We start from the raw sequence: 20,756 nt of genomic DNA, 5'->3' as shown, positions 1-20,756 counted from the left end.
GCCTGTTTCCTGTTTTCCTGGTTGCCGGCGTGGACTGGCAACGCGAAACGTCTATCTGCCACGGCCCGGTGAGCGACAGCATGAGCCCATGACCAACAGCGACCTGATGGACCTGGACCGGTTCCTGCTGCCGGACGAGGAATCGTGGGGGCAGGGTTACGGCGACCGCGGCTACACGCCCGGCGAGCTGGACGAGATCGCGCGCAACGTCGCTGGAACCGTCCAGCCCGGCTACGGGTCGCGCCTCCACGCTTCCAGCCCCGGCTACCGTCCTGGCACACCAGACAGCCGGGCGACCATCCCGCCCGGGTTCGACGTCGACGGCCACCCCAACCGCGCGGCCGTCTACCCCGGGACCGTCGACCCGGACATCGCGACCGCCACGACCCTGCCGCAGCAGATCGACCCGGGGCTGCAGGACTACTGCCGAGCCCGCGGGTGGGTGCTGGACCAGCACGGACGTCCTCTGCACCCGCACCACGAGCAACTGCTCGCCGACGCCCGCATCGGGCTGTGCACGGGATTGGGCTACGGCTGGTGGTACGGCGAGACCGTCGTCGCCGACGCCGTGGTCACCACCCCCGCGGGGCGGGTCCTGATCGTGCCGAGGTCCACCGACGCCGGGACGATCCCCAGCTTGCCCGGCGGTTATGCCATTCCCGCCGACGTCGGCCGCACCGCGGCGCAGTGGCGGGTCGGCTACCGTCCGGTCACGCTCGACGGCATCGTCACCACGGCCGCCCGCAAGGCCGAGGCCGAGACGGGCCTGGTCATCCCGCGCGAGGTGGCCGCTCGGCTGGTCCGCGGCATCCGGCCAGTCAGCTCGCCCCACACCCTGCACGCCTGGACGGTCACCTACACCGTGCGCGTCCAGCTCCCCGCCCAAGGCCTGCCCGCGCTGGACGAGACGACCCAGGCACGGTGGGTTGACGTCGATGAGCTCTACGACGCGGTGCTCGAGCGGATGTGGCCCGACCACCAGCGCGCCGTCGCCGCCGCGATCGAGTAGCCGCCGGAGCTCCGCTTCACGGAGCAGTCGTGCCGTCGCCGGGATCGCGCTGCTCGCGATAGGAGCGGGCGCGTTCGTTGTGCCAGGCGATTCCGGCGTGGATCTGCTCGATGGTGAGCCCAGTCAGCTCGACCAGAACGGCATCGTCGACCCGCCGGCCGAGCGCGCCAGCCGCCGCCCGGAGAACCTTCCCGGCCCACAGCTACGGCGTCGACGAACGGTCGCCGCCGAAGCTGTTCGGTGAGTTCGTGCAAGTGCTCCGTGGTGCAGGCGCTGACCAGCCGTTGGCCCTCGAACGTCGGATCGTGGGCGTGGATGGCTGAGGAGTCCGGCACGAGCGCCTACAGCTCGGTCTCGTCGCTGACGACCGCGCCGCACAGGTCGCAGAGTTCGGGCTCGCCCTGTTCGGGCGTGCCGTGCTGCTCGCCCACGACCTTCGGTGTACGCCGACCACAGGCGGGACACAAGCACCGAAACCCCAGGACGGGCAGCGTGAGCTGTCGTCGACTACTTCACCAGGGCGGCCCGGCGCGCTGGCGGGCAATCAGCGCGTCACCTTGTCGAGCCGCACCTGGACGCCGTCCAGCACCCGGTCCACGGCGTAGTCGAACAGCTCGCCGAAGTAGTCGCGGTTCTTCTCCGGATCGGCGAGGCGCTCGTGGACCGATTCGCTGAGCGTGGCCAGGCCGGACAGGTCCGGATCCGCCGTCGGCTCGCCCCACCCGCTGGAGATCTGCGTCTTGGCCTTGTTGGCTGTGCGCTGGTCGTCCTCCAGCGAGATGAACAGGCAGGCCTGGCTGACCAGCAGGCGGCACACCATGGCGGCCTCGTCCTGCTCGAACCCAGCGCGCAAGAGCGTTCTCATCGCGCAGTCCACGGTGGGCCCGCCCGTCTCGATCGAGGGGCCGTTGAGCGCGACCCGCCGGGCTACGCCGGGGTAGCGGGTGAACACAACCCGGAGGTTGGTGAGGAACTGGCGCCACCAGGCTCGCCACTCCAGCTCGGCGGGCGGCAGCTCGTACATGGCGATGACGCGGTCGACGACCGCCATCACGATCGTGTCCCGGTCGCCGACGTGGTGGTAGATCACTGCCGGGTAGGCGTCGATGGCGCCGGCGAGCTGGCGCAGCGTCCACGATTCGGCTCCGTACCTGGCGGTCAACTCCAGGGCGGCGTCGATGATGCGTTCCGGGGTGACCGCGGGCAGCCCCGCCGTGTCACGGGACCGCGTGCGGCCGCCTCGCATGGGACTCTGCCGTTGTGCCATCGCGGACCTGGCCGACCGTTTGCGGGTCCTGCCGTCGTCACCAGCCACGTAGACCTCCTTCCTCCGGCCCGCCTTCGAGCGGAACGTACGGGCCGCCGGGTGCTGGACGCGGATGGGGCGGCCGCCAGGTCGCCCAACGCAGCAGCGCGGGGTCCGGCAACCGATCCTGGGCCATCCGGATCAGGCACGGCTCGCACGGCTGCCCGCGGGGCCCGTCCAGCAGTTCGGCGTGGTCTCGCCGGAACGCCACACCGCAGTAGGTGACCAGCTGATGCGGCACGCCGTACCAGAGGGGCACCCAGTGAGCGGTCAGCCCGGTGTGGCCCACGATCCGATCGCCGACGAAGACACCGAGCCGCAAACGCACGATCATGGCGCTGGACGGCGGCCCCGCGGGCAGTTGAATCGCGGGTTTGCTCAACGGCATGGCGGCCCCCGCGCTACTGCCCGGCCGCGGGGCCGAGAAGCTGGACGTGCGGCGGCGTGTTCGGCTGGATCAGGTGGATCAGGGTGTCCTCGCCGTCGCTCTCCACGATGACACGCCACTCGTGCTTCTCCTGCACGTCAAAGGCGGCGAGCACGAAGCGGCTGAGGACGCACTCCAGCCGGCCGCCGCGCAAGCCGAGCACGGCGCGGACGATGGCGATGTGGCGGTCGATCTCAGCGTCACCGCTGATGCCGCCTCGTGCTCGCGGCGGTTCGATTGCTGTCCCGGTCACCGCGCCGTCGGCCTGCACGCGGATGTCGAGGATCTGCACGCGCGGCCGCTCGTGCAGCTGAAACAGCAGCCAGTCCTTCTCCTTCAGCCAATCCGAGGCGAGACCGAACGGCGCCGCGGACTCCACGGCATCGCGCGCCCGGTTCCACACGCTGCTCGGCATGCGCAGAACCCCACCGGCGTCGCGCAGCAGGAGCAGCGCGATCGCCGAGGCCAGCTGGTAGTGGTCGATGGCGATCCACTGGCCATCGACTTCGGTGGCGAACGCCGCCTGCGGCTGCTGCCGCACGTGCTCGAAGCTCATGCCCGGCTGGTCCTCGTCGTCCCCGCCTGTCATCGCCAGCACCGCCGGTTCGCGAGCATGTCCAGGGCCATAGCTCCTCCTCATCGACCGCCTCGGCCAGGAGCCCCAGCAGGCCAGCGACCTCGTCGACGTCCTCGGCAAGGCAGTTCCCGCAATGCGGTCGGCCGGCCCAGGTGTTACGCCAGACCCCACTGCCCGGCGTCCACCGCGGCACTCCGCAGTTGCAGCAGTGCACGTCGGCGTCGGCCGCCACCTCTCGGCCGACGCCCGCCCGGCGCACATAGGTGATCGCGCACTCGTCCACTGCGCTGGGCTGCACGCAGTCGCGGATGAGGGCGCACAGCGACGCCGGGCAGGGCGTCGCACCGGTGCAGCAACGCACCGTCTGGACGTTGGGGTGCAGCTCAGTCGTCACGGCCTCTCCAGCGGCTCTGGTGGAGATCTCGCCACCAGGTCCGGGGCTCTGTCGGACAGTTGTTGACATTCGTTCAACTTTTCTACCTGCGTCTTTGCCCGACAGTCTAAGACCATAGTCTCTTAGAGACTTTTCTCCTAGTGAAGATCGTCTCTGGTTTGATGATCTTTAAGGCGATAGTCATTGCGGCCTATGCCCGATGATCAGCCAGACGACCACCCGTCCGACTTCACGCGCAAACTGGCTGACAACCTGCGTGCTGCTCGGGAAGCGAAGAACTGGAGCCAGGAACGCCTCGCCCGCAAGGCGCTGGTCCACTGGACCTACGTCTCTCAGATCGAACGAGGCCTGCGAAACCCGACGCTGCTCATCCTGGCGCGGCTCGCGAAAGCCCTTGAGGTGCCGCTGGCCAGCCTGATTCAGGACTTGCCGGACCCGCCGCCCGCCAAGGACCCCTACGCCGACGAGTAACCGCGTCGATGACTGGCCAACCCCCGGCAGCGAAGGCACCGGGGCACAGCCCGGCTCAGACACCCGCTTCCCCAGCCCGCCCTGCCCGCTGCCTGCGTGCGCGCAGCCTCCCTGTCACTGTGGAGGCAGCCGTGATCCGTGATCGGCACGGAGGAAGGACCAGGAGCGATCACGTCGAAGTCGTGGCGCATCCGCAAGAAGCCCACCGCGCCCGAGCGGGGCAAATTCTGGTGTCACTTCTGCGGAAAGAGCCGGGACCAGGTCAACAGGCTTGTCGCCGCCGACAGCGGTGTCTGCATCTGCGACGAGTGCGTCATGCTGTCCCTGGAGATCATCCTCGAAGGCGAACCCGGCGACGTACCCGGCATCGAGAACATCACCGGTGGGGGCTCGATCGGAACCGCCTGCGCAGCAAGCTCGACGAGCTCGAAACCCTCGTGCGGGACCTCCGCCGCGACCTGGGGTAGAAGAAGAGCAGCCCGCGGGACACCTCAGTAGGCTGTCGCCCGTGGCGCCGCGGTCGGAGGACCTGGAAGCGCTTCGCCATGCCACCATTTCCAGCGTCAACGCGATGTGCGAGGCCCTCACCGACCTGCGCGAGCGCCTCGAGACCGGGTTTTCCGAGATTCGTGGCAAGCTCGATGCCGCCGTGGCCGACCAGGAGCGGATCGTCGGCCTGCTGGACCAGCTCATCGCCCGGCAAGGCGGACAGTCCGACACGCCGTAGGGCTGGGCGCGTCCTGTCCTTGCAGGTCAGGGCTGCACCGAGACCGTAGGGTTTCGCCATGGAAGCCACGTGTGGCCACTGGATGCGGGCCGCAGGGATGCCGTGCGGACGTCCGGCCGGACACGAGCCACCGCACCGACCGGCACCCGCACCGGCCAAGCAGAGCCGGCGAGGGCCACGACGGTTGACGGCCCAGGATCTCGCGTATCGGGATCAGCTCGGAGTCGCTGGGGGTGCGCCGCTGCCGGCCGCGGCGGGCGCAACCCACGTCGGCGCAGGGGAAACACCGTCACCGCGACGACGCATGCGCCGCAAGCGCAATCCGAACACGGCTTCCAACGCGGCATCCGAGTCGGCCCAGAAGTCGATGCGCACACCGGGAAGCGGCGCCAACGCCGCAGCCGCGCGCGGGAAGCTGCTGGCCCGGTCGCCCGGGACCTGCCAGGGGTGCGGCGAGCCCTATCCGAAGGGCGCCGCGCTGGGCCGGATCGGCGAAGGCTGGGGACACGAGGCCTGCGCCAAGATCATGGCCGAGACGGAGAAGATCCGCTCCGGCGCGACCTTCCGGAGCCAGCGGACGTCGACCTGGCGACGAGGCGCGGGGCCAGGAAAAACCCGCGACCGCTTCTGACCCTCGCCCCAGGCTCTACGACCGGTCGGTGCGCACTTCGGCGCGGCCGTCCTCGATCCGGAGGACGTCGCCGTGGACGTCTCCGACGATCCGGGCCACGGCGTCGCGGCATCCCTCCGGGTCGATCCAGGGCTCGCGCCACAGGACGGCGCAGTCCAGGCACCACAGCACGCCGCTCGCGGTGACCACCAGGCCGACGGTCACGCTGCAGAACGGACAGAACGCAATGACCTGACGACCGGTGACCGGATGCAACCCAGTGATCGGACCCCCGGCTCGAACACCCGGCACCTTGGACCGCACCGCACGCATGGCCCGGAGCAGGGGCCGGTCGCCGCGCACGTTCTTGGTGAGGAAACCGGCCTCGATGACGGCCCGGTCTTCCGCCCCGCTCGGCTCACACCCGACCTCACGAAGCCGCCGCCTCGCCCGCGCGACGTCGCGGTGGCCGCCATCACGGATGTCGAAGTCGAAGGTGTCGTTCTCGTTGAACGCCTCGACCAGCAGCGCGCCGTCATAGTCGTCCCAGAGCCGCTCCAGCTCATCCCGCGTCGGTGCCAGCCGGAGCCCCTCGCGCCACACCGGAGTCAGCAAGCCCATGCCGGTCACGATATCGGTCGGGAGCCGATCGGCACCTCGTGCTGCGTCAGCACACCTGGTAGCCGGTGATCCAGTACCCGGTTTGCCCGGGCGGGGCGGCGACGGTCAGCCGGCCCAGCTGAGGCCCGGGTGGCGGCTGCGGTCCGTCGGCGATGAGCATCGACCACCGCAAGCTGCACGCGTCCACGGCGACGCTGCCATCCGTGGCCGCCGGCGAGGCCTTCGCCCCACCGAGCACACGCCGGTAGCGGTCCCGATCGACGATGCGCGCCCGGAATGCGGTCACCGCGGCCGGGCAGTCCGGCGTGGCGTAGACCTCGGCGAACTCGCCGGCTCCCTCGGGGGAGAACAGCCGGCACACGGTGGCCGGGTCGCCGGTGCCGGCCAGCTCGTCGACCAGGACGTCGGCGACATCGCCCGGGTCGGTGGGCAGCGGCCCGGTCCGCGGTCCGGGCTCCGGTGGGCACGGGGTGTACCAGTCGATGATCATGCCGCCGCTCGGCGGCCGGACCCGATGCAGGTGCAGCTGCCCCAGCCGCGGGCCCGGATCGCTCCCACCGGTCGTGCCCTCGATCCAGCCACCCTCGAAGCTGACCGCGCACCCGTTGACCCACCCCCCGACATCGCCCTCCAGGCCCTGCTCCCCCTCGGGCACCCGGACGTCGGCGTAGGCGGGCCCGTCGAGCACCTGGCCCCGCAGCCCGGCCAGCGCGGCCTCACACGTGGGCGCGCCGTAGTCCCGCGCGACCTGCGCCTGCACCGCGATGTCGAAGAGCCCACAGGCCCGGTCCGGCCGATTCTGGGCAATCATCGAGTGCAGCGTCCGCAGCGCCTCTTCCGGTGTCGTGGGCAGGATCCGCGACAAGTTCTCCTGGTGCTGCTGAGCCGCCCACAGCGCTTCCTGCGCCGCCCGCGCCCGGGCATCGACGATCCACCCGACCCCGCCCGCGACAACCATCGCCCCGGCCACCGCGCCCGCAGTGATCGCCTGCCAGCCGCCGGCCGGAAGCCGGCGGACCGCGACCAGGCCGGCCACCGCCACCAGGCCCAGGATCCCTACCGCGAGCAGCCACCCCCACCACGGCACCGCCGACAGCCACAGCACGTCCGCGACCGCCACCCCGACCGCCGCCGTCCGGACCGGACCCAGGCGCTTGCGCGCGCCGAGCACCGCCAGCACCAGCACCACACCCAGCGCGTAGACCCACGGCCACGGATCCCCCGACGCCACGTAGGCCACCAACGCCACCCCGAACACGGTGACCGACGGCCCCCACCGCCACAGCCACGCCCGCCACGAAACCGCCACGCTCTTACCGGCCTGCTTCCCCCTCGTGACCATGACCCCAAATTAGGCGATCAACGCAGGTCAGCGCATCAGCTCTGCCTTCAGCGGACGGCAAGGCCCGGGCGGTGAGACCGGGATGCCGCCCACCGCTGCAACGCACACCACGACAGCAGGGCCGGCGGATCCGGCTCGGCGACGATCTCGCGCCGCCACTCGCGCAGCAGCATCCCGAGATCACGCACCTCGTGCACGCCACCGACGTCGTTCATGCTGACTTGATCGTCCGCCGACAGCGCCGCGCTACAGCGCGTCCGGCTCGATCAGGACGGCCACCGGCAGGTGATCGGTGCAGCCGCGGGCGCGGCTGCTGTCGTCGACCTGGTGGTCGACCACGGCACCGGCGGGCAGGTGGTAGGTGGCGTACCAGCGATCGATGCGCCGCGGCGGGTGGGCATCGGCCGGCCAGTGCCCGGCGGTGGCCTGCCAGGGCGCGCGGATCAGGCGCGCGCAGCCCGCATCCGGCCCGGGCCTTCCAGCCGCCGGGCGACACGGCGGTCGAGGTGGCCGTGTTCATCGAGCTGGTAGGCGTGATCGGGATGCCAGGGGACTTCGGGGTAGGGGTTGGGGTCGTAGTCGGCATCGCCGCCGATCCCATTGACATCCCCGCCGACCAGGCCGGGGATGTCGTCGCTGTTCATGGCGCGCATGATCTGCGCAGCGTCGGAGAAGCCCCACGCCTGATCGAACGGCGAGAACTGTACGGACCCCACCCGCAGCCGCGGGCCGCCGAGGTCGAACACCGCAGCCACCATCGAGTGCCACAGGCCGTCCGGGACGCGTTCGAACCGGCGCACGCTGCCCGGTACGACGTCCAGTCCGGGGCGCCACAGCAGCGCGGTGTGGTGGATCCCGCCACCCAACGCCAGCACCGGCTGACCATCGGCCTCGCAGCACAGCCCGACGGCGTCGGCCAGGCGCCGCACGTTCCGCTCGGCGAGCACGCGCTGGACCGGCTCGCCCGCCTCTTCCGGCCGGGGCACGGTCGCCGCGCCGCGACTGGCGATCGACCCCCACGACCCAGTGAAATGGCCGAGATTGGATGGTCAGGGGCCCAGTAACACCCTCTCCGCAGCCCAGTTCCTTCAAGATCATCCGGCAGCCGGGAGCGGAGCTTGCATGGCTATCGCATGGTCATGGCATCGGGACTTCCAGGCTCTCTCAGTTAAACCCGCTGACACGTCGTATGCGCTACGCCATGCCGGATGCAACTTCATCGCGGCGTGTCGCATACTTGGTCCATGAACGAGCAGGTCGTCGTGGAGTCTCCCGCCAACGAGGAGGAGACCCGGGCTGCGCTGCTCGCACGCCAGAAGCGGGACTTCGCGCCGATCAACAAGCTCTTCGTACAGCGAGCCCGGGGCAGCAAGTCGCGGCACGGACCGCTCTCTGAGTTCGTGAAGCACCGGGACCTGCGCGGCCTCCAGGCCATGCTGCTCATCATCGCCGCGAGCAGCAGCGACTCCGCCGGCGACTACGGCACCACGCTCCCCGCCGCGGTATGGGCGCGAGCGTTCGGCACCACCCGCACCGCGACATCCGCCTCCGCGACCACGGCGGTATCCAAGATCCTGACACGGCTGGAGCAGCGGAACCTGATCCGCCGCCAGCGCGTGGGCAACAAGCGGGCCATCAAGGTCATTCCGCTGCGAGAGGACGGCTCTGGGGCCGACTACACCCGTCCTGGACGGGGCAACACTGACCGTTTCCTCAAGCTGCCCCACGCCTACTGGCTGGACGGATGGGTCGATCGCCTCGACCTGCCCGCGACCGCGATGCTGCTCGTCGCGCTGCACGAAAAGCCCGGCTTCCAGCTACCGACCGAGATGGTCCCGGACTGGTACGGGTGGTCTGCCGACACGGCTGAACGCGGATTCCGACAGCTCCGTGAGCTCGGTCTTCTGCGAGCCGTCACCCGCCTCAAGAAGGCGCCGCTGAGCCCCACCGGACTGGTGAAGGTCAACGAGTACCACCTGCTCGGCCCGTTCAACCGGCTCCCGGCCTACACCACGCTCGACCTCACCGTGACACCCACAGCCGACCCTGTGACCCCGACATAGGTCCAGACCCCGGTCCCCGACCAGAAAGCAGACCCCCTATGACCACCCCTACCGCCGGCGGCCCAGCCGGCCCTGTCCCCGCACCCGCTGGTGTGCCGCGGATGTTCTACGTCGACGACTCCGGCGCCGAGGACACCGGATACATCGTCTACAGCTGGGTGGAGTGCACCTTCGCGACCTGGAACGAGGGTATGAAGGCATGGCTCGATCTCCGCAGGGACCTCTACGCGAACTACGGAATTCCACCCTCTGCCGAACTGCACGCCACGAAGTTCATCGCCGGCCGCGGACTTCCCTCGATCAACCCGGGTGTGAACATGTCGAAGCAGGCACGATCGAAGGTCGCCGAGCTGACCCTGGCCGCGATCGGGCAGTGTGCACACCTCGCCGTCGGCACCGTCTACCGGAAGACCTCGGCACGCCGCAGCGCGTACGGCGCGGAACGCAACACGGTTTACGGCAAGCTCGTCGACCACCTCGATGCCCGCCTCGCGGGGGACGGCGACCACGGCATGATCGTGATGGACGGCAACGGCACGGCCACGGGCTACTACAACGCCCACCGCAACTTGAAGCTCAGCTCGCGGAACATCATCGAAGACCCGATGTTCGTTCCCGCACACCGCTCCGGCTGGGTCCAGATGGCTGACTTCATCGCGTGGACCGCCTACCAGGGACTGATGCGCCATCCCGGCAAGCAGTTCGCGTGGAACTGGTACGACCAGCACCTCCGCGGGTGCGACGTGAACGGAGGTCCCATACCGGTCTGATCGTTCTAACCCCAGAAAAAAGCTAGACCTGCCGATCCACATGTGTGGGGCAGGTCCGCGCACACAGAATAACACAGAATTATGCAGAGTCGCATCGAACGCGCGACCGAGTGCGACTCAGCGCCACACACTGCGATGACCTGCACCAACGTGCCCACCATGTTGCCGCCTCAGCGGGTCTCCCCCAGACGGTTGAGCACCCCTGCGCGCACACGTCGCCCGACTGACGATGAAGGCGTGCCGCTGCCGGACCCTCCGCTCAAGCTCGCCGAGGCCGAGAAGGCCACAGTGCTGCCGGCCGGACCGGACTGGCGGTTCGAGCCGAAGCTCGACGGCTTCCGCGGGGCGATTCACGTGCCCGCCGGCGTCCTGCACTCCCGCAACGGGGCCGACCTGACCCGCCGCTATCCCAGGCTGGTCGAGGCCGCGGCCGAGCTGGGTGAGGTCGTGCTCGACGGCGAGATCGTGGCCTACTCCCCCGGCGGGGGCCTGGACTACGACGCGCTGATGTGGGGACCGAAGCGGCGCCGCGACGCCGGGATCACGGTGGTGTTCGTGGCGTTCGACCTACTCGCCGAGCAGGTGCGCGACGCGCGCGGCCGCCGACGTGCCGTCGACCTCCGGGACCGGCCCTACGACGAGCGGCGCGCCCGCCTCGACGAGTTGGCGGCCGGGCACCGGGGCGCGGTCCAGCTCATCCCGTCGACCAGCGACCGAGCCCGCGGCGAGGCATGGGTCAGCGAGCAGCAGGCCGCGGTCGGGATCGAGGGCTGCCTCGCGAAGGCCGGCCCCGGCCGGTACCCGAAGCACGGCGGCCGCGCCCGCTGGCTGAAGGTCAAGTTCTGGGACGACCGCGACGCCGTCATCATCGGCGTGCTCGGCGCGCTCAACTCCCCCACAGCGCTCGTGCTGGCAGTGGCCGACGACGACGGCCACTTGCGGACCGGGCTGTCGGCGACGCTGTCCAGCCGGGTGCTCGCCACGCTACGAGGCCGATTGCGGCCAGCGGGCCGCCTTGCGGTGTCGGCGCCGGCCGGGCTGGGCGAGCAGATCAGCTACCTGCCGGTCCGACCGGACGTCGTGGTGGAGTGCCGGGTCGACGCGGCACGCTTCGCAGGGGGCTTTCGGCATCGGCTTCCCGTGCAACGCGTGAAGCCACGGTGACGGCGGTTAGAAGGGCGCTTCCGGCGACCACCGGGGCCGAGGTCGGGGGTGTTGAATCGGCACGACGATCCGCGGAGGAAGCTCGACATGAGGTGCCCGCGGCACGTACCCGATCCTAATCTGCTCGTTCGCCAAGAGGTCCCCCTCGCGATAAGGCAGGTACCCATGCGCGCTTCTCTCCGCGCATTCGTCGCACACCTCGCCCGCGCGCAGAACCGGGGCGTGCTGGCAGAGCTGGCACACCAGGTTGCGGCAGTGGTAGCAGGTCCACCACGCGCTGTCGTGGTCCAGGTCGATGATCTTCACGTTGATGGACTCGCAGGTGCCGATGGGCCAGCAGCGCGGGTACCGGTCGAGGCCGGCTCGCGGGTCACTCCGGTCGACGACGCGGGCGGCTTCGTTGAAGGGCATTCCGGTCTTGAACATGTGCACCTTGATGGCCCGGATCCGGGCGCGGTTCCTGTTCGCCACAGCAGCTCCCCCGCGGCACGCCCACGCTCGCGCCGCTGGAGGTGTCCAGGGGCGTTACAGGTCTGGTGAGCCGCTGGGTCTGTGACACCTTGGCCTCTCCGGGGCGCGTGGGCTGTCCCGGGGGCATCTGGCGGGGCGGGGCCGCCTCCTGCCATAACCCTATCGGACGCGAAGCGACCGGGCGTTCAGAACGTCACTGGCCCGGCTACTCCGTCGCTCTCAGCACCGCTGAGCTCTGATGTTCCCAGCCCCGGGGCGGTCAAGTGTTTGTGTCGCCGGAGCTGGCTTGGTCGTTCGGGCGCTGCTTGATCCTCTTCCATGCCAGGTCGATCTCACGCTGTCGTTGCGCAACGACGCCGAGAACTCGTTCGACCTCCCTGGCCGAAAAGCCTTCCATCGTTTCGACCTGGCCCTCAGACCCAAACGTGACCTTCTTGCCCTGATGCCGGCCGAGGAACTTGGTGATCGCAACGGTCACGGCGCCGCCGCCAGTGAGGGAGACAGCGAGGACATCGAGCCATCCCCCGGCGGAGAACTCCATGACGTTGCTGACACGCAGCCCCTCACTTTCGAGGCACTCGCGCAGCTCTTCGACGTGCTCAGGCGAAACTCGAACGTCCAGTTCGGCTTGCCCGGGATGGCCCGGACCGATCTGCAGGGTGACGTTTGAACTGGCGGGCGGTTCCGGTCTGTGGGCCATCCCGTGATTCTGCATGAGCAGAACCGCCCACCGTGTCAGGCGTGCCAGCGATGATCGGTCTCAGGGACCGTCAGCCATGTCGGACGCCGAACCGCAAACCCGAAGATTCAAGCACGTGCACGCTCAGAGTTGGAGGTTGACGCCGTCGAGGTACTCGGAGATGCCGAGGGTTTCTTCAAGGCCGTCTTCGTAGCCGCAGATGATGGTGTCGGAGAACGCTTCGGCGGCGCCGTCGAGGACGTTGTTGTGGAGGTCTCGGACGCATTGCGCGAGGTAGCCGCCGTTGCGGGCGCCCACGGTGACGGTGCCGACTCCTCGAGTTCCTTCGGCGCGGCCGGTGGCCTTGTAATAGACCTCGACTCGTCCGGCGTCGATCGCGGTGGCATAGCGGAGGATTTCGGCGACGACGTGCGCCACGCCGAGGGACATGGCGGCTTGGATGATCTCGGTTGTTCGGCCGCGGGGATAGGCGGGGGACATCCAACGGCGGGCGGTACGAGGTGCAATGCCGGCGGTGTCGGAGAGCCAGCTGGTGGAGCCGCGGCCGTGGACGGCGCGGATCGCGTCCTGGGCGGACCGCGCGGTGGCGTAGCGGGTGAGCGAGTCCAGGACTTCGGAGAACTGCATCACTGGCCTTTCTCGGCGTCACGGATGCGCCGCTGGATCAGTCCTGCCCGGTCATCGGCGTGGGCTTGCGCGATGCCTTCGGTGACGGTGACGGCACGTGCGACGCGCCACTTGCCGGGCTGCCGGAAGCTGGCGGGCTGCTGTTCGGGGAGGTCGGCGTAGGTCAGCCCGGCAGGGCGCGCTGGTGCGGTGCCAGCCGGGGACACCAGCCAGAAAGCGTCTTTCAGCGAGCCGAGTAGTCGGGTTCCTTCGCCGAGACCGGCACGGATTGCCTTATCCCAGGCGCGCCAAGCGTTGCAGTTGGCCTGGGCGATCACCATGTCGCGCCAGTCTGGCCGCAGGGTGCCGCGGTCGTTGTGCTCGGTGCTGGCGAGCATCCCGCCGAGGAAGCTTGCGTACATGGCCTTGAGTACGGCCAGCGCGGCGCCGGCGCCGGGGGTCTTCTCGTCGCGGGCCTGCTCGAGCGTGAGGCGGGCGTTGTTGACGTGCGCTGTCCAGACCTTGAGCCGCTGGCCGCGTCGGTCTTTGGGCCAGATCACCGCTTGAGCGGGAGCGAGGTCGATGCCGTGGTCCTTGTGCAGGTACTTGACCAGCGGGATCGGTAGCCACCATTCGGCATCGACGCGGGCCAGGGCGTGTCGGGCGTGTGTGGGCAGAGCGTCGAGGTTGGGTCGCTTGGCGAGCTGGACGTAGCCCGGTCGTTTGATGAGGTCGGCCATATGCGCGCGGAGTGTGTCGGGGTCGGTGATCAGGTCGGGTTCGCCGTCGCCGCACTCGGTCGAGGCTGCCGCTGCGAGGTACTGGCCAGTCACGTCCAGCTCGGTCAGGTCTTCGCCGGGCTGGGGCTTGGCGGCGGGGTCGGTGAACGACCAGGTCCGCACGGTGCTGCTGCCGCGGTGGATTTCCCACACCAGCTCCGATTGGAGGGGTTCGGGCTGGACCATGGCGCCGTTTGCGGCGGCGAGCAGGTCGTAGAGCAGCACGCCGCTGTAGCTGTCGCTGGAGGCGAACCGGAATGGCCGGCCCAGGACTTGCAGCGCGTTGTGCCACGCATCAAGTGCGGCGGCGCATTCCTCGTCGCTGGCCTGCTCGAATCCTTCCATCGAGCGGACGGCCCGGGCGAACGCAGCGGTCTCGGCGACCGGGTCGGGCTCGTACTCCCCCTCGGGATGGTTGCTGGCCGATGCTTGGGCGCGCGCGGTTTTGCGGCGCTGCCAGCCCGCGGGCTTTTCTTGGGCCGTGGCCTGCTGGGTGTCCTGTGCTGCCTGTTCCTCGGTGCGGTTCGCGGCCTGGTCCGAGTCGGCCGGGATGGAAGCGGGTGTCGAGTTTGGGGCATCGACCGGGCTTCCGGCGCGGTACCAGCACGCGTGGTGCCATGGGCGGTTGTAGACGCGCACGATGGTGTCGCCGCCACAACCAAGACATGGCCGCGGTTCACTGGTGTCGCTTGGCGGTGCGGTGGTGCCGGCTTCGAGGGCGGCCACGACACCAAGGGCGTCCTGCAGCATCCGGCGCACCTCGTGCCAGCGCTGGGCGGTGCCGCCGGCGGCGGCGTCGGTGTGGTAGCTGGAGGCGACGCGGTAAGCGGCATCGAGCAGTCCGTGAGGGCCGATCAGGTCGTGGAGCCGGGATGGCAGGTCGTCTGGTGTGGTCACTGGGGTGTCCAGTCTGGCCAGTAGCGGGCGAGGATGTCCCGGCCGGATTCGGTGAGGGTGGCCGGGACGGTTTCGATGGGGTCGGTGGGCACGTAGCCGGTCTGGATCCAGCCGAGTTCGAGCGCGGCGCGGAGTTGGCTGAGGTCGCTTCCGCGTGCGGGTTGGGAGCAGACGGCCCAGCCTGCGCCGGTGCGCTTGACGCGCCCGTTGGCGACCTCGGCGAGCACGCGGAGCCGGTTCTCCGACGGCTTGCGCATCAGGTTCCCCTTTCGACGAGAACCAGGCTAGCAGCTAACTTACAGAGTTACAAGATTCGGAAGTTGGGCATTCAGTCTTCTGATTGCGCTGCCTGTCGGGCAGCGTTGGCCTCGTCGACCAGCTTGGTCACCGAGGCGACGAGTTCTGCCTCGGTGTCGCCCTGAAGCCGATCCCCAGCCGCCATGAGTAGGTCGACGGCCACCCGGAGCAGGGTGTTGTCGGTGATGCGCTCGCTCTTGTCCACGCGGTCAGACATGATCTCTCGCCGCTTGCGGGTCAGATACTCGACCTGGTCTGGCCACAACCGCGCCTCGCTGCGGAGGAGCTGCTCGTACTTGGGTTTTCCCTCGCTGCCGGCGCGGGGGGAGCGAGCCGGCTGCGGCACCGCGGAGCCCTGCTCGGCTTTCACTTTCGGGACAGCCTGACCAGTGGTCTTAGCCTTGGAGGCGCCCCGGGTGGGACGGCGTCGCGGAGGCTTATCGCCCGTGGTTTCGCTCCTAACGCTCATCACTGCTACCTCCGTGATCAATCGGGGGCTCGGCGATCGTTCCGAGCAGTTCACCGCGTGCTTCAGGACCCATCCGACTCTGGCTCTCCCTATACGACACGAGCCCCAGAGTCCGATAACTCCGTAGTCTGTCATTTCGCTGGTGAACGTGGCACAGTGCGCTCGCGCGTCCGCGTGTCGCGGCCTTGGCCGCTGCGGGCGGGCTCACACCGGCCTCCGGAACCCAGAACCTCGCCGCTTCGCCGCTGTGAGCCAAGGCCTACCGGAGGGGGCATCCGCCACCGGGCGAGCACCGCGTTGACATCGCGCTCGTAGGTGTTCGGGTCCCATTCACCGGCTCAGCGGCCTCGGCGGCCTCCCGGCGGCCGCGATCGGTTCGTCCCCGCACACGGCGAACACGCTCCGCCGCGCTGGGGGCTGAGAGCTCCGCCCAGTGGGCGCCACACGACCGGCAGGTGCAGGCCGCCACAGGAGCCGAACCATTCGCCGCCCCACATACCGGAACAAGGACATGTCATCGTCACCCCCACGTGCAGGCCGGGAGGGCGCCTGGGGTGCCGGCCTGCACGTGCTCCCAGAACTCGCCGTGCTCGTTCTGTCCGAGCAGGACCCAGGAGGTGCCCATCTGGCCGACGACAGGGCAGCCCTGGTACTTGGCGAGCATCCGCGTGGCCAGGGCAATGTCGTGGGTGCCGATGATCACGACGTCGCCGTCCTCGGTACTCCACAGCTGCAGCCTGACGGTGGGGCTGGGCACGGTTGCGTTCTCGTGGTCTTGGGACACTCGGGCCTCCGGTGACTTTCGGGTTACTGGAAACCCGGTCCGGACTGAGGGGCTTGGACGGATCGGGCGGGGTGCGCTCAACTACCTCGACGATGGCCAGCGTCGCTTGCAGTGCCGCGGTTGCGGGTCACGCTTGGTCTCGTTGTTGCTCGAGGTGGTCCTGGATCTCGCGTTTTGGAAAGCAGGCGGGAAGGTGGCCCCGACCCTGCTGTTGATGTGGCCAGACCCACCGTGATCTACCAGCTCGGTGGCCAGAGCTACCCGGCGTCGCTCCCCGAACAAGTCGCCCGGCCACCTCGCATCCGGTCAGCATCGCCGCAGTACCCCGGCGAGGGCCTGCCGCTCGGCGGTGTCGACGGACAGGGCGTAGCGGCTTTTCACCTCGACCCAGCGGGCCGCGTAGTCGCACTGGCCCTGCGCGGGAATCCACTTGGCGGGGTCCTGGTCGCCCTTCGCACGGTTGCTCGACGCGGACGCGGCGACCAGGACGGACGGGTCGTTGGCGTAGCGCTCGCGGTCCGCGCGGGACCACAAGCGAGGCCCGACGCGGCGGCCGTTCTCGATCGCTCCCGAGCGGGCGACCTCCGCGAGCGGCACGATGTGGTCGACGTCGAATTTGCCCGGGTCGGTGACGGTGACGCCGTCGTAGGGGCTGGTCCATTCGCCGGTGAGCTTGCACTTGCCGTCGTTGGACACGTGCACGTTGCGACCCTGGGCGATTAGCACGGCGTCGCGCACGTCGCAGCCGCGGCCGGCCTGCGGGGCGTTGTCCCAGTGGGGCCAGTCCTCGCGGCGGTAGTGGTAGCCGGTGTCCGCCGGGGCGACCGGCAGGGTGTCGAGGGTGCGCAACGCGGCCGCCGCGTCGGGGGCCGGGGTGGCGCCGCTGGTGGCGCCCGTGGGCGGGAGCTGGCATGCGGTGGCCAGGGTGCCAGCGGCGAGCAGGGCGGCGATGATGGCGCGGTTCATCGCGGATCCTCCTCGATGAACAGGACGACCCGGCTCAGCGGTTCGTCCTCGATGTCGTGGGTGGGCAGGACGTCGAACAACTGGGTCTGGTCAGGGGCAACGTGGGGGATCTGCTCGACCTCGAGCTCGTGGCCGCACACGTCGTCGATGCAGGCCTGGTACCGGTCCTGGACGTGCTGCACGGTGCCGCATCCTGGGCATGTGACCTCGTAGCAGCGGCGCGGCTCGTGACAGACCAAACCCGGGACGATCGCGAAGGCCCCGGCGACGGTGAGGCCCCAGCCGTGGTCTTCGCGAACCTGGTCGGCGTGAACGGTCTCGGCCTCCTCCCGGGTGAGGTGGTGGGTGATCATCCCGTCGTCGTTGCGGTCGATCCACCAGCACGGGGCGGGCAGGGCAACCGCTGGCGGCGCGGCCGAGGCGAGGTCGAGGTGGTTCACCGGGCACTCCCGGCGAGCAGCGTGGTGATGATCGCGCCGAGTGGGACCTGCAGACCCTTGTGGCCGGCCTGGTCCATCAACGCCCGCCCGTTGATGCCGCCGGTGTTGAGGTCGTGGAACCCGAGCTTGCCGGTCTTGTCCGCGAAGCGACGCAGCAAGCGGCCGTCGTCGATGATGGCGTGGACCGCGGTTTCGACGGCGAACCCGGCGAGCTGCGCGCGAACCGGCACCCGGAGGCCGGCGGCCCGGTAGGCGGCGGCTTTCGTAGCTGCCTGGGTGAGGCCGTAGGTGAAGGCGTGGCGGGCGAGGGCGCGGCGCCCCTCGGGGGTGCGCTGCTGCTTGTGCTGAGCATCGTGGTCGCTCTGCACGAGGTAGTCCCCGGTTTCGTGGCCGGCGTGCCCGGCGAGCCAGGTCACGGCGAGCACCACGGCGCGGTTATTGAAGAACTTCATCGGGTTGTCCTCCCAGGTGAGGTCAGGCGGCCACGGCGGCGGGGGCCGGGTAGCCGGTGGTGTCAGCGCAGTCGTCGCAGCGCCAAGTGGACGTGGGCAGCCAGCGGCCGGTGTCGCGGCCGCAGTCACGACAGGTGCGGTGCGCCCGGCACATCGCCTCGACGGAGGCGGCGACGGCCGGGGTGTAGCGGCGGGCCGGGACGGCGAGGTCGACGCGATAGAGGTCGGCGAAGCGGCGGCCACCGCGCCAAGCGAGCAGGCCGTACACCTCCTGGCCGCGTGCCGCGCGGAGCCGCTGCTCGCGCAGCTGGCGCGGGGTGACAAGCCCGGCCGGGGCTTCGCCGAACTTCCAGACGGGCAGACCGCCGTGGAAGCCGCGGCACCAGGTGATCCGGCCGTCCCACAGCTCGACGTCGGCGAGTGCGCCGAACTGCACGTGTTCGCGGGCGGGCACTGGGTTTCACCGGCCGATAGAGATCAGCAGGAGAACCACGGCGCCGGTGAGCGCGGCAGCCAGGCCGAGCCCACCACCGTCGACCACGCCGATGACGATGCTGACGGCGGCCACGGCCGCGCCGATAGTGCGCACGGCGGTGCGGCCACGCGTGGACAGGTGAGACACTGCAGGCACCTCGATTCGATTCGTGTCGGGTTGGAGGTGGCGGCCCCGGGGTCGTGCTGTCCAGGCGGGAACCCGGGGTCGCGCTCTGTCCGGCTACTCAGCCGGTTTGGCGATCATGGCGCGAGAGCTTGCTCACGCACCGCGTTCAGTCCTAGCGGCTAACTGCGGACTGAGCCGGGCGCACAAGCTCGTAGTAGAACGCCTTCCAATCGCTCGCCGGGTGGCAGGCAGTCAGCAGGGCACCCCGGTGTGCTTGTTGCGCACCACATCGCCCTCCCGGAACGCGGGCGGCTGCGGCCTGGCGGAGTGGGTCAGTTCCGGCATTTCGTTCTCCTTCGCGGCTTCACGAAACCTGCACTAGAAGCAGAGTGGGTTTGAGCCCTTCAAAAAGGCACTTTAGCAGGAAACTTACAGAGTTACAAGCTACGCAAGTGACGACGTGGGAGGCGAGGCCTCCTCGTCGGACAGTAAAAAGGCCTGGCTCCTCCCCTGCTGGGGAAGGAGCCAGGCCCCACTGCCGTAAGTGGGCACGGATCAGGCGGACGACGGATTTCGGTATGCCCGAGCGCGTTGCTGCACCACGTCAGCGAAGTCGCCGAAGGCGACGATCGCTGTTTCCAGCCCCGGCGTTCGGGCGGCGCGCCAGAGGTTGGCTTGCTCGCGCATCGCGATCACGACGATGGTCAGTTCCTCCGCGAGCAGATCACGCACCTGGAGGGGAAGGCCGGCTGTGAGCGGGCGCCCCAGCTCGGCCAGGTGGCGGCTCACCGCGCCTGGCACGGGTTGTGCTCGTCGAGCCGTCGGGTGACCCGTTGGTGAGGCCGGCCGCGCAGCGCGAGCAGAGACAGCACACTCCACGCCGCGGCGATCAGCCCTACCACGACAGGGCGATGGCTAGGCGTGTCCGTGCCCATCCACGCCAAAGCCGCGGTGGCGGCGCCGTAGAGCGGCCACAACAGCTGGGCTCCGAGGTGGCGGTAGCTGGCAGCCAGGAACAGCGCCGTGCCGGTCAGTCCCCAGATCCAGGATGCGGTCTGGGTGGAGAGGGGCAGGCCGGCTGTGTGGGTGGTCATCCAGTGACCGATCGCGTCGGTCACGATGCGGACGGCGGGCAGGGCGCGCTGAATATCGTGGAGGGCGTGTCCGGAGACGGCCCATTGCAGGACGGCCGCGAAGAGGCCGACGGCGAGCACGACTGTCAGGACGGCGCCGGCCGCGGCGCCGAGCAGCGACGCGGCCCCGGCCGGGTCAGTCTCGACGAAGCGGCGGGCGGTGTTCGCGGACTGCCGAAGCCATGCCAGCGCATGGACTGCCCATCGGGGCCAGCCTGGCTTCTCGTCGGGCTGGCTGGGGTTCTCGGTGTCGTCGGTGATGGAGCGGATGTTCGTGGTGTGCATGGTTTCCCGTTCTGTGGTGGCGTTTCGAAGGGTGGGCCGAGTCAGTCGTCCTTGCCGAGCAGGCGGGAGATCTGTCGGATCTTCTTGCCGGATCCGCCGCATCGTCCGCAGTCGCGCCAGTTCTTCCCGGTGGGCGAGGCGTGTTTGCCGGCCTTGCAGGCATTGCAGGCGGTGTACGGCCAGAGGAGGCCCGACAGGGCGTACAGGCCGGCGAGAAGGGCCAGGACGACGATGAGGCGGGCGGTGGGGTCGAGCGCAGCGAACATGCGACTCCTTCCGAGCAACTGCGTGGGACGCCCCGTTGCGACGAGGGCGGGCTCTCCCCCGTCGGAGTGGCCCGCCCTCGGTGGACGCTGTGGGTTATCGCGTGCTGTCTGAACTGGGGTCGGGCAGCT

31 protein-coding genes are annotated in these 20,756 nt (G+C 69.6%); 9 read left to right on the top strand and 22 right to left on the bottom strand.

What is annotated here, in order from left to right:
* The first annotated feature begins 88 nt into the window (after nt 1-88).
* On the top strand, nt 89-1,009 hold the full coding sequence (locus AMY39116_RS0329290; RefSeq protein WP_020421167.1) for an NUDIX hydrolase: 921 nt from the start codon (nt 89-91) through the stop codon (nt 1,007-1,009).
* Between the two features lie 97 nt (nt 1,010-1,106).
* The gene (locus AMY39116_RS46385) at nt 1,107-1,253 is read left to right on the top strand and encodes a hypothetical protein (RefSeq protein ID WP_157358734.1); all 147 of its coding nucleotides are present in this window, start codon (nt 1,107-1,109) and stop codon (nt 1,251-1,253) included.
* 300 nt (nt 1,254-1,553) lie between these two features.
* Here AMY39116_RS46385 and AMY39116_RS0329280 read toward each other — a convergent pair whose 3' ends face one another.
* Genes AMY39116_RS0329280 through AMY39116_RS0329270 form a run of 3 tightly spaced genes read right to left on the bottom strand, consistent with a single transcriptional unit; the run spans nt 1,554 to nt 3,331 of the window.
* Nucleotides 1,554-2,255: a TetR/AcrR family transcriptional regulator gene (locus AMY39116_RS0329280; protein ID WP_020421165.1), complete on the bottom strand. Its 702-nt coding sequence runs from the start codon at nt 2,253-2,255 to the stop codon at nt 1,554-1,556.
* A gap of 58 nt (nt 2,256-2,313) precedes the next feature.
* Nucleotides 2,314-2,703, bottom strand: a complete 390-nt coding sequence (locus tag AMY39116_RS43775) for a hypothetical protein (RefSeq protein ID WP_157358733.1) — start codon at nt 2,701-2,703, stop codon at nt 2,314-2,316.
* 13 nt (nt 2,704-2,716) lie between these two features.
* Nucleotides 2,717-3,331: a hypothetical protein gene (locus AMY39116_RS0329270; RefSeq protein WP_157358732.1), complete on the bottom strand. Its 615-nt coding sequence runs from the start codon at nt 3,329-3,331 to the stop codon at nt 2,717-2,719.
* A gap of 574 nt (nt 3,332-3,905) precedes the next feature.
* Between AMY39116_RS0329270 and AMY39116_RS43770 the strand changes: the two genes are divergently transcribed.
* From AMY39116_RS43770 to AMY39116_RS0329250, 4 genes are all read left to right on the top strand, one after another.
* Nucleotides 3,906-4,184: a helix-turn-helix domain-containing protein gene (locus AMY39116_RS43770; protein ID WP_020421162.1), complete on the top strand. Its 279-nt coding sequence runs from the start codon at nt 3,906-3,908 to the stop codon at nt 4,182-4,184.
* A 138-nt stretch (nt 4,185-4,322) separates the two neighbouring features.
* Entirely contained in the window at nt 4,323-4,682 is a 360-nt protein-coding gene (locus AMY39116_RS45715; RefSeq protein ID WP_235716243.1) for a ClpX C4-type zinc finger protein, read from the top strand.
* 10 nt (nt 4,683-4,692) lie between these two features.
* Nucleotides 4,693-4,911 (top strand): hypothetical protein, encoded by a 219-nt coding sequence (locus tag AMY39116_RS43765; RefSeq protein ID WP_020421160.1) that lies wholly within the window; start codon nt 4,693-4,695, stop codon nt 4,909-4,911.
* Between the two features lie 304 nt (nt 4,912-5,215).
* Nucleotides 5,216-5,542 (top strand): hypothetical protein, encoded by a 327-nt coding sequence (locus AMY39116_RS0329250; protein WP_020421159.1) that lies wholly within the window; start codon nt 5,216-5,218, stop codon nt 5,540-5,542.
* 15 nt (nt 5,543-5,557) lie between these two features.
* Here AMY39116_RS0329250 and AMY39116_RS0329245 read toward each other — a convergent pair whose 3' ends face one another.
* From AMY39116_RS0329245 to AMY39116_RS0329225, 4 genes are all read right to left on the bottom strand, one after another.
* Entirely contained in the window at nt 5,558-6,151 is a 594-nt protein-coding gene (locus tag AMY39116_RS0329245; protein ID WP_157358731.1) for a hypothetical protein, read from the bottom strand.
* Nucleotides 6,152-6,188: 37 nt separating this feature from the next.
* Nucleotides 6,189-7,484 (bottom strand): hypothetical protein, encoded by a 1,296-nt coding sequence (locus tag AMY39116_RS0329240; protein WP_157358730.1) that lies wholly within the window; start codon nt 7,482-7,484, stop codon nt 6,189-6,191.
* Nucleotides 7,485-7,531: 47 nt separating this feature from the next.
* Entirely contained in the window at nt 7,532-7,699 is a 168-nt protein-coding gene (locus AMY39116_RS46380) for a hypothetical protein (protein ID WP_020421156.1), read from the bottom strand.
* 228 nt (nt 7,700-7,927) lie between these two features.
* Nucleotides 7,928-8,431: a hypothetical protein gene (locus AMY39116_RS0329225; RefSeq protein ID WP_157358729.1), complete on the bottom strand. Its 504-nt coding sequence runs from the start codon at nt 8,429-8,431 to the stop codon at nt 7,928-7,930.
* A 297-nt stretch (nt 8,432-8,728) separates the two neighbouring features.
* On the opposite strand from AMY39116_RS0329225, the gene AMY39116_RS43760 reads away from it, so the two are divergent.
* The 3 genes from AMY39116_RS43760 to AMY39116_RS43755 all read left to right on the top strand — a co-directional run bounded on the left by AMY39116_RS43760 (nt 8,729) and on the right by AMY39116_RS43755 (nt 11,481).
* Entirely contained in the window at nt 8,729-9,547 is an 819-nt protein-coding gene (locus tag AMY39116_RS43760) for a hypothetical protein (protein ID WP_020421153.1), read from the top strand.
* A 38-nt stretch (nt 9,548-9,585) separates the two neighbouring features.
* Nucleotides 9,586-10,317 (top strand): DUF3800 domain-containing protein, encoded by a 732-nt coding sequence (locus tag AMY39116_RS0329215; RefSeq protein WP_157358728.1) that lies wholly within the window; start codon nt 9,586-9,588, stop codon nt 10,315-10,317.
* A 237-nt stretch (nt 10,318-10,554) separates the two neighbouring features.
* Entirely contained in the window at nt 10,555-11,481 is a 927-nt protein-coding gene (locus AMY39116_RS43755; RefSeq protein WP_020421151.1) for a hypothetical protein, read from the top strand.
* A 6-nt stretch (nt 11,482-11,487) separates the two neighbouring features.
* On the opposite strand, the gene AMY39116_RS0329205 is transcribed toward AMY39116_RS43755, so the two are convergent.
* The 15 genes from AMY39116_RS0329205 to AMY39116_RS43730 form a co-directional block, all read right to left on the bottom strand.
* Nucleotides 11,488-11,907: a hypothetical protein gene (locus tag AMY39116_RS0329205; protein ID WP_157358727.1), complete on the bottom strand. Its 420-nt coding sequence runs from the start codon at nt 11,905-11,907 to the stop codon at nt 11,488-11,490.
* Nucleotides 11,908-12,211: 304 nt separating this feature from the next.
* The gene (locus AMY39116_RS46375; protein ID WP_157358726.1) at nt 12,212-12,652 is read right to left on the bottom strand and encodes a hypothetical protein; all 441 of its coding nucleotides are present in this window, start codon (nt 12,650-12,652) and stop codon (nt 12,212-12,214) included.
* Between the two features lie 123 nt (nt 12,653-12,775).
* Nucleotides 12,776-13,279, bottom strand: a complete 504-nt coding sequence (locus AMY39116_RS0329195) for a hypothetical protein (RefSeq protein WP_157358725.1) — start codon at nt 13,277-13,279, stop codon at nt 12,776-12,778.
* On the bottom strand, nt 13,279-14,934 hold the full coding sequence (locus AMY39116_RS0329190) for a hypothetical protein (protein WP_020421147.1): 1,656 nt from the start codon (nt 14,932-14,934) through the stop codon (nt 13,279-13,281). The genes AMY39116_RS0329195 and AMY39116_RS0329190 overlap by 1 nt, the downstream gene beginning before the upstream one ends.
* A complete protein-coding gene (locus tag AMY39116_RS0329185) occupies nt 14,931-15,191 on the bottom strand; it encodes a hypothetical protein (protein ID WP_020421146.1) in 261 nt (86 codons plus the stop codon). Before AMY39116_RS0329185 ends, AMY39116_RS0329190 begins: the two co-directional genes overlap by 4 nt.
* Nucleotides 15,192-15,262: 71 nt before the next feature.
* Entirely contained in the window at nt 15,263-15,601 is a 339-nt protein-coding gene (locus tag AMY39116_RS43745) for a hypothetical protein (RefSeq protein WP_020421145.1), read from the bottom strand.
* A gap of 619 nt (nt 15,602-16,220) precedes the next feature.
* A complete protein-coding gene (locus AMY39116_RS0329170) occupies nt 16,221-16,457 on the bottom strand; it encodes a hypothetical protein (RefSeq protein WP_157358724.1) in 237 nt (78 codons plus the stop codon).
* A gap of 333 nt (nt 16,458-16,790) precedes the next feature.
* Nucleotides 16,791-17,450, bottom strand: coding sequence for an HNH endonuclease family protein (locus AMY39116_RS0329165; protein ID WP_020421143.1), 660 nt, complete (start codon nt 17,448-17,450; stop codon nt 16,791-16,793).
* Entirely contained in the window at nt 17,447-17,890 is a 444-nt protein-coding gene (locus AMY39116_RS0329160; RefSeq protein WP_020421142.1) for a hypothetical protein, read from the bottom strand. Before AMY39116_RS0329160 ends, AMY39116_RS0329165 begins: the two co-directional genes overlap by 4 nt.
* Nucleotides 17,887-18,342, bottom strand: coding sequence for a hypothetical protein (locus AMY39116_RS0329155; protein ID WP_020421141.1), 456 nt, complete (start codon nt 18,340-18,342; stop codon nt 17,887-17,889). Before AMY39116_RS0329155 ends, AMY39116_RS0329160 begins: the two co-directional genes overlap by 4 nt.
* Nucleotides 18,343-18,364: 22 nt before the next feature.
* Entirely contained in the window at nt 18,365-18,796 is a 432-nt protein-coding gene (locus AMY39116_RS43740) for an RRQRL motif-containing zinc-binding protein (RefSeq protein ID WP_020421140.1), read from the bottom strand.
* Nucleotides 18,797-18,802: 6 nt separating this feature from the next.
* Nucleotides 18,803-18,964, bottom strand: coding sequence for a hypothetical protein (locus AMY39116_RS46370; protein WP_020421139.1), 162 nt, complete (start codon nt 18,962-18,964; stop codon nt 18,803-18,805).
* Nucleotides 18,965-19,498: 534 nt separating this feature from the next.
* A complete protein-coding gene (locus AMY39116_RS0329135; protein WP_157358723.1) occupies nt 19,499-19,732 on the bottom strand; it encodes a hypothetical protein in 234 nt (77 codons plus the stop codon).
* Nucleotides 19,729-20,361 carry a hypothetical protein gene (locus AMY39116_RS44825; RefSeq protein ID WP_020421136.1) on the bottom strand — a complete coding sequence of 211 codons (633 nt, stop codon included), beginning with the start codon at nt 20,359-20,361 and terminating at the stop codon, nt 19,729-19,731. Before AMY39116_RS44825 ends, AMY39116_RS0329135 begins: the two co-directional genes overlap by 4 nt.
* Before the next feature lie 41 nt (nt 20,362-20,402).
* Nucleotides 20,403-20,627 (bottom strand): hypothetical protein, encoded by a 225-nt coding sequence (locus tag AMY39116_RS43730; RefSeq protein ID WP_020421135.1) that lies wholly within the window; start codon nt 20,625-20,627, stop codon nt 20,403-20,405.
* Between the last annotated feature and the right edge of the window lie 129 nt (nt 20,628-20,756).

This window comes from Amycolatopsis sp. ATCC 39116 (genome assembly GCF_000231075.2).
GTDB lineage: Bacteria > Actinomycetota > Actinomycetes > Mycobacteriales > Pseudonocardiaceae > Amycolatopsis_E > Amycolatopsis_E tucumanensis.
The sequence above is the reverse complement of the archived record's forward strand: the minus strand, read 5'-3'. Positions and strand labels throughout refer to the sequence as shown.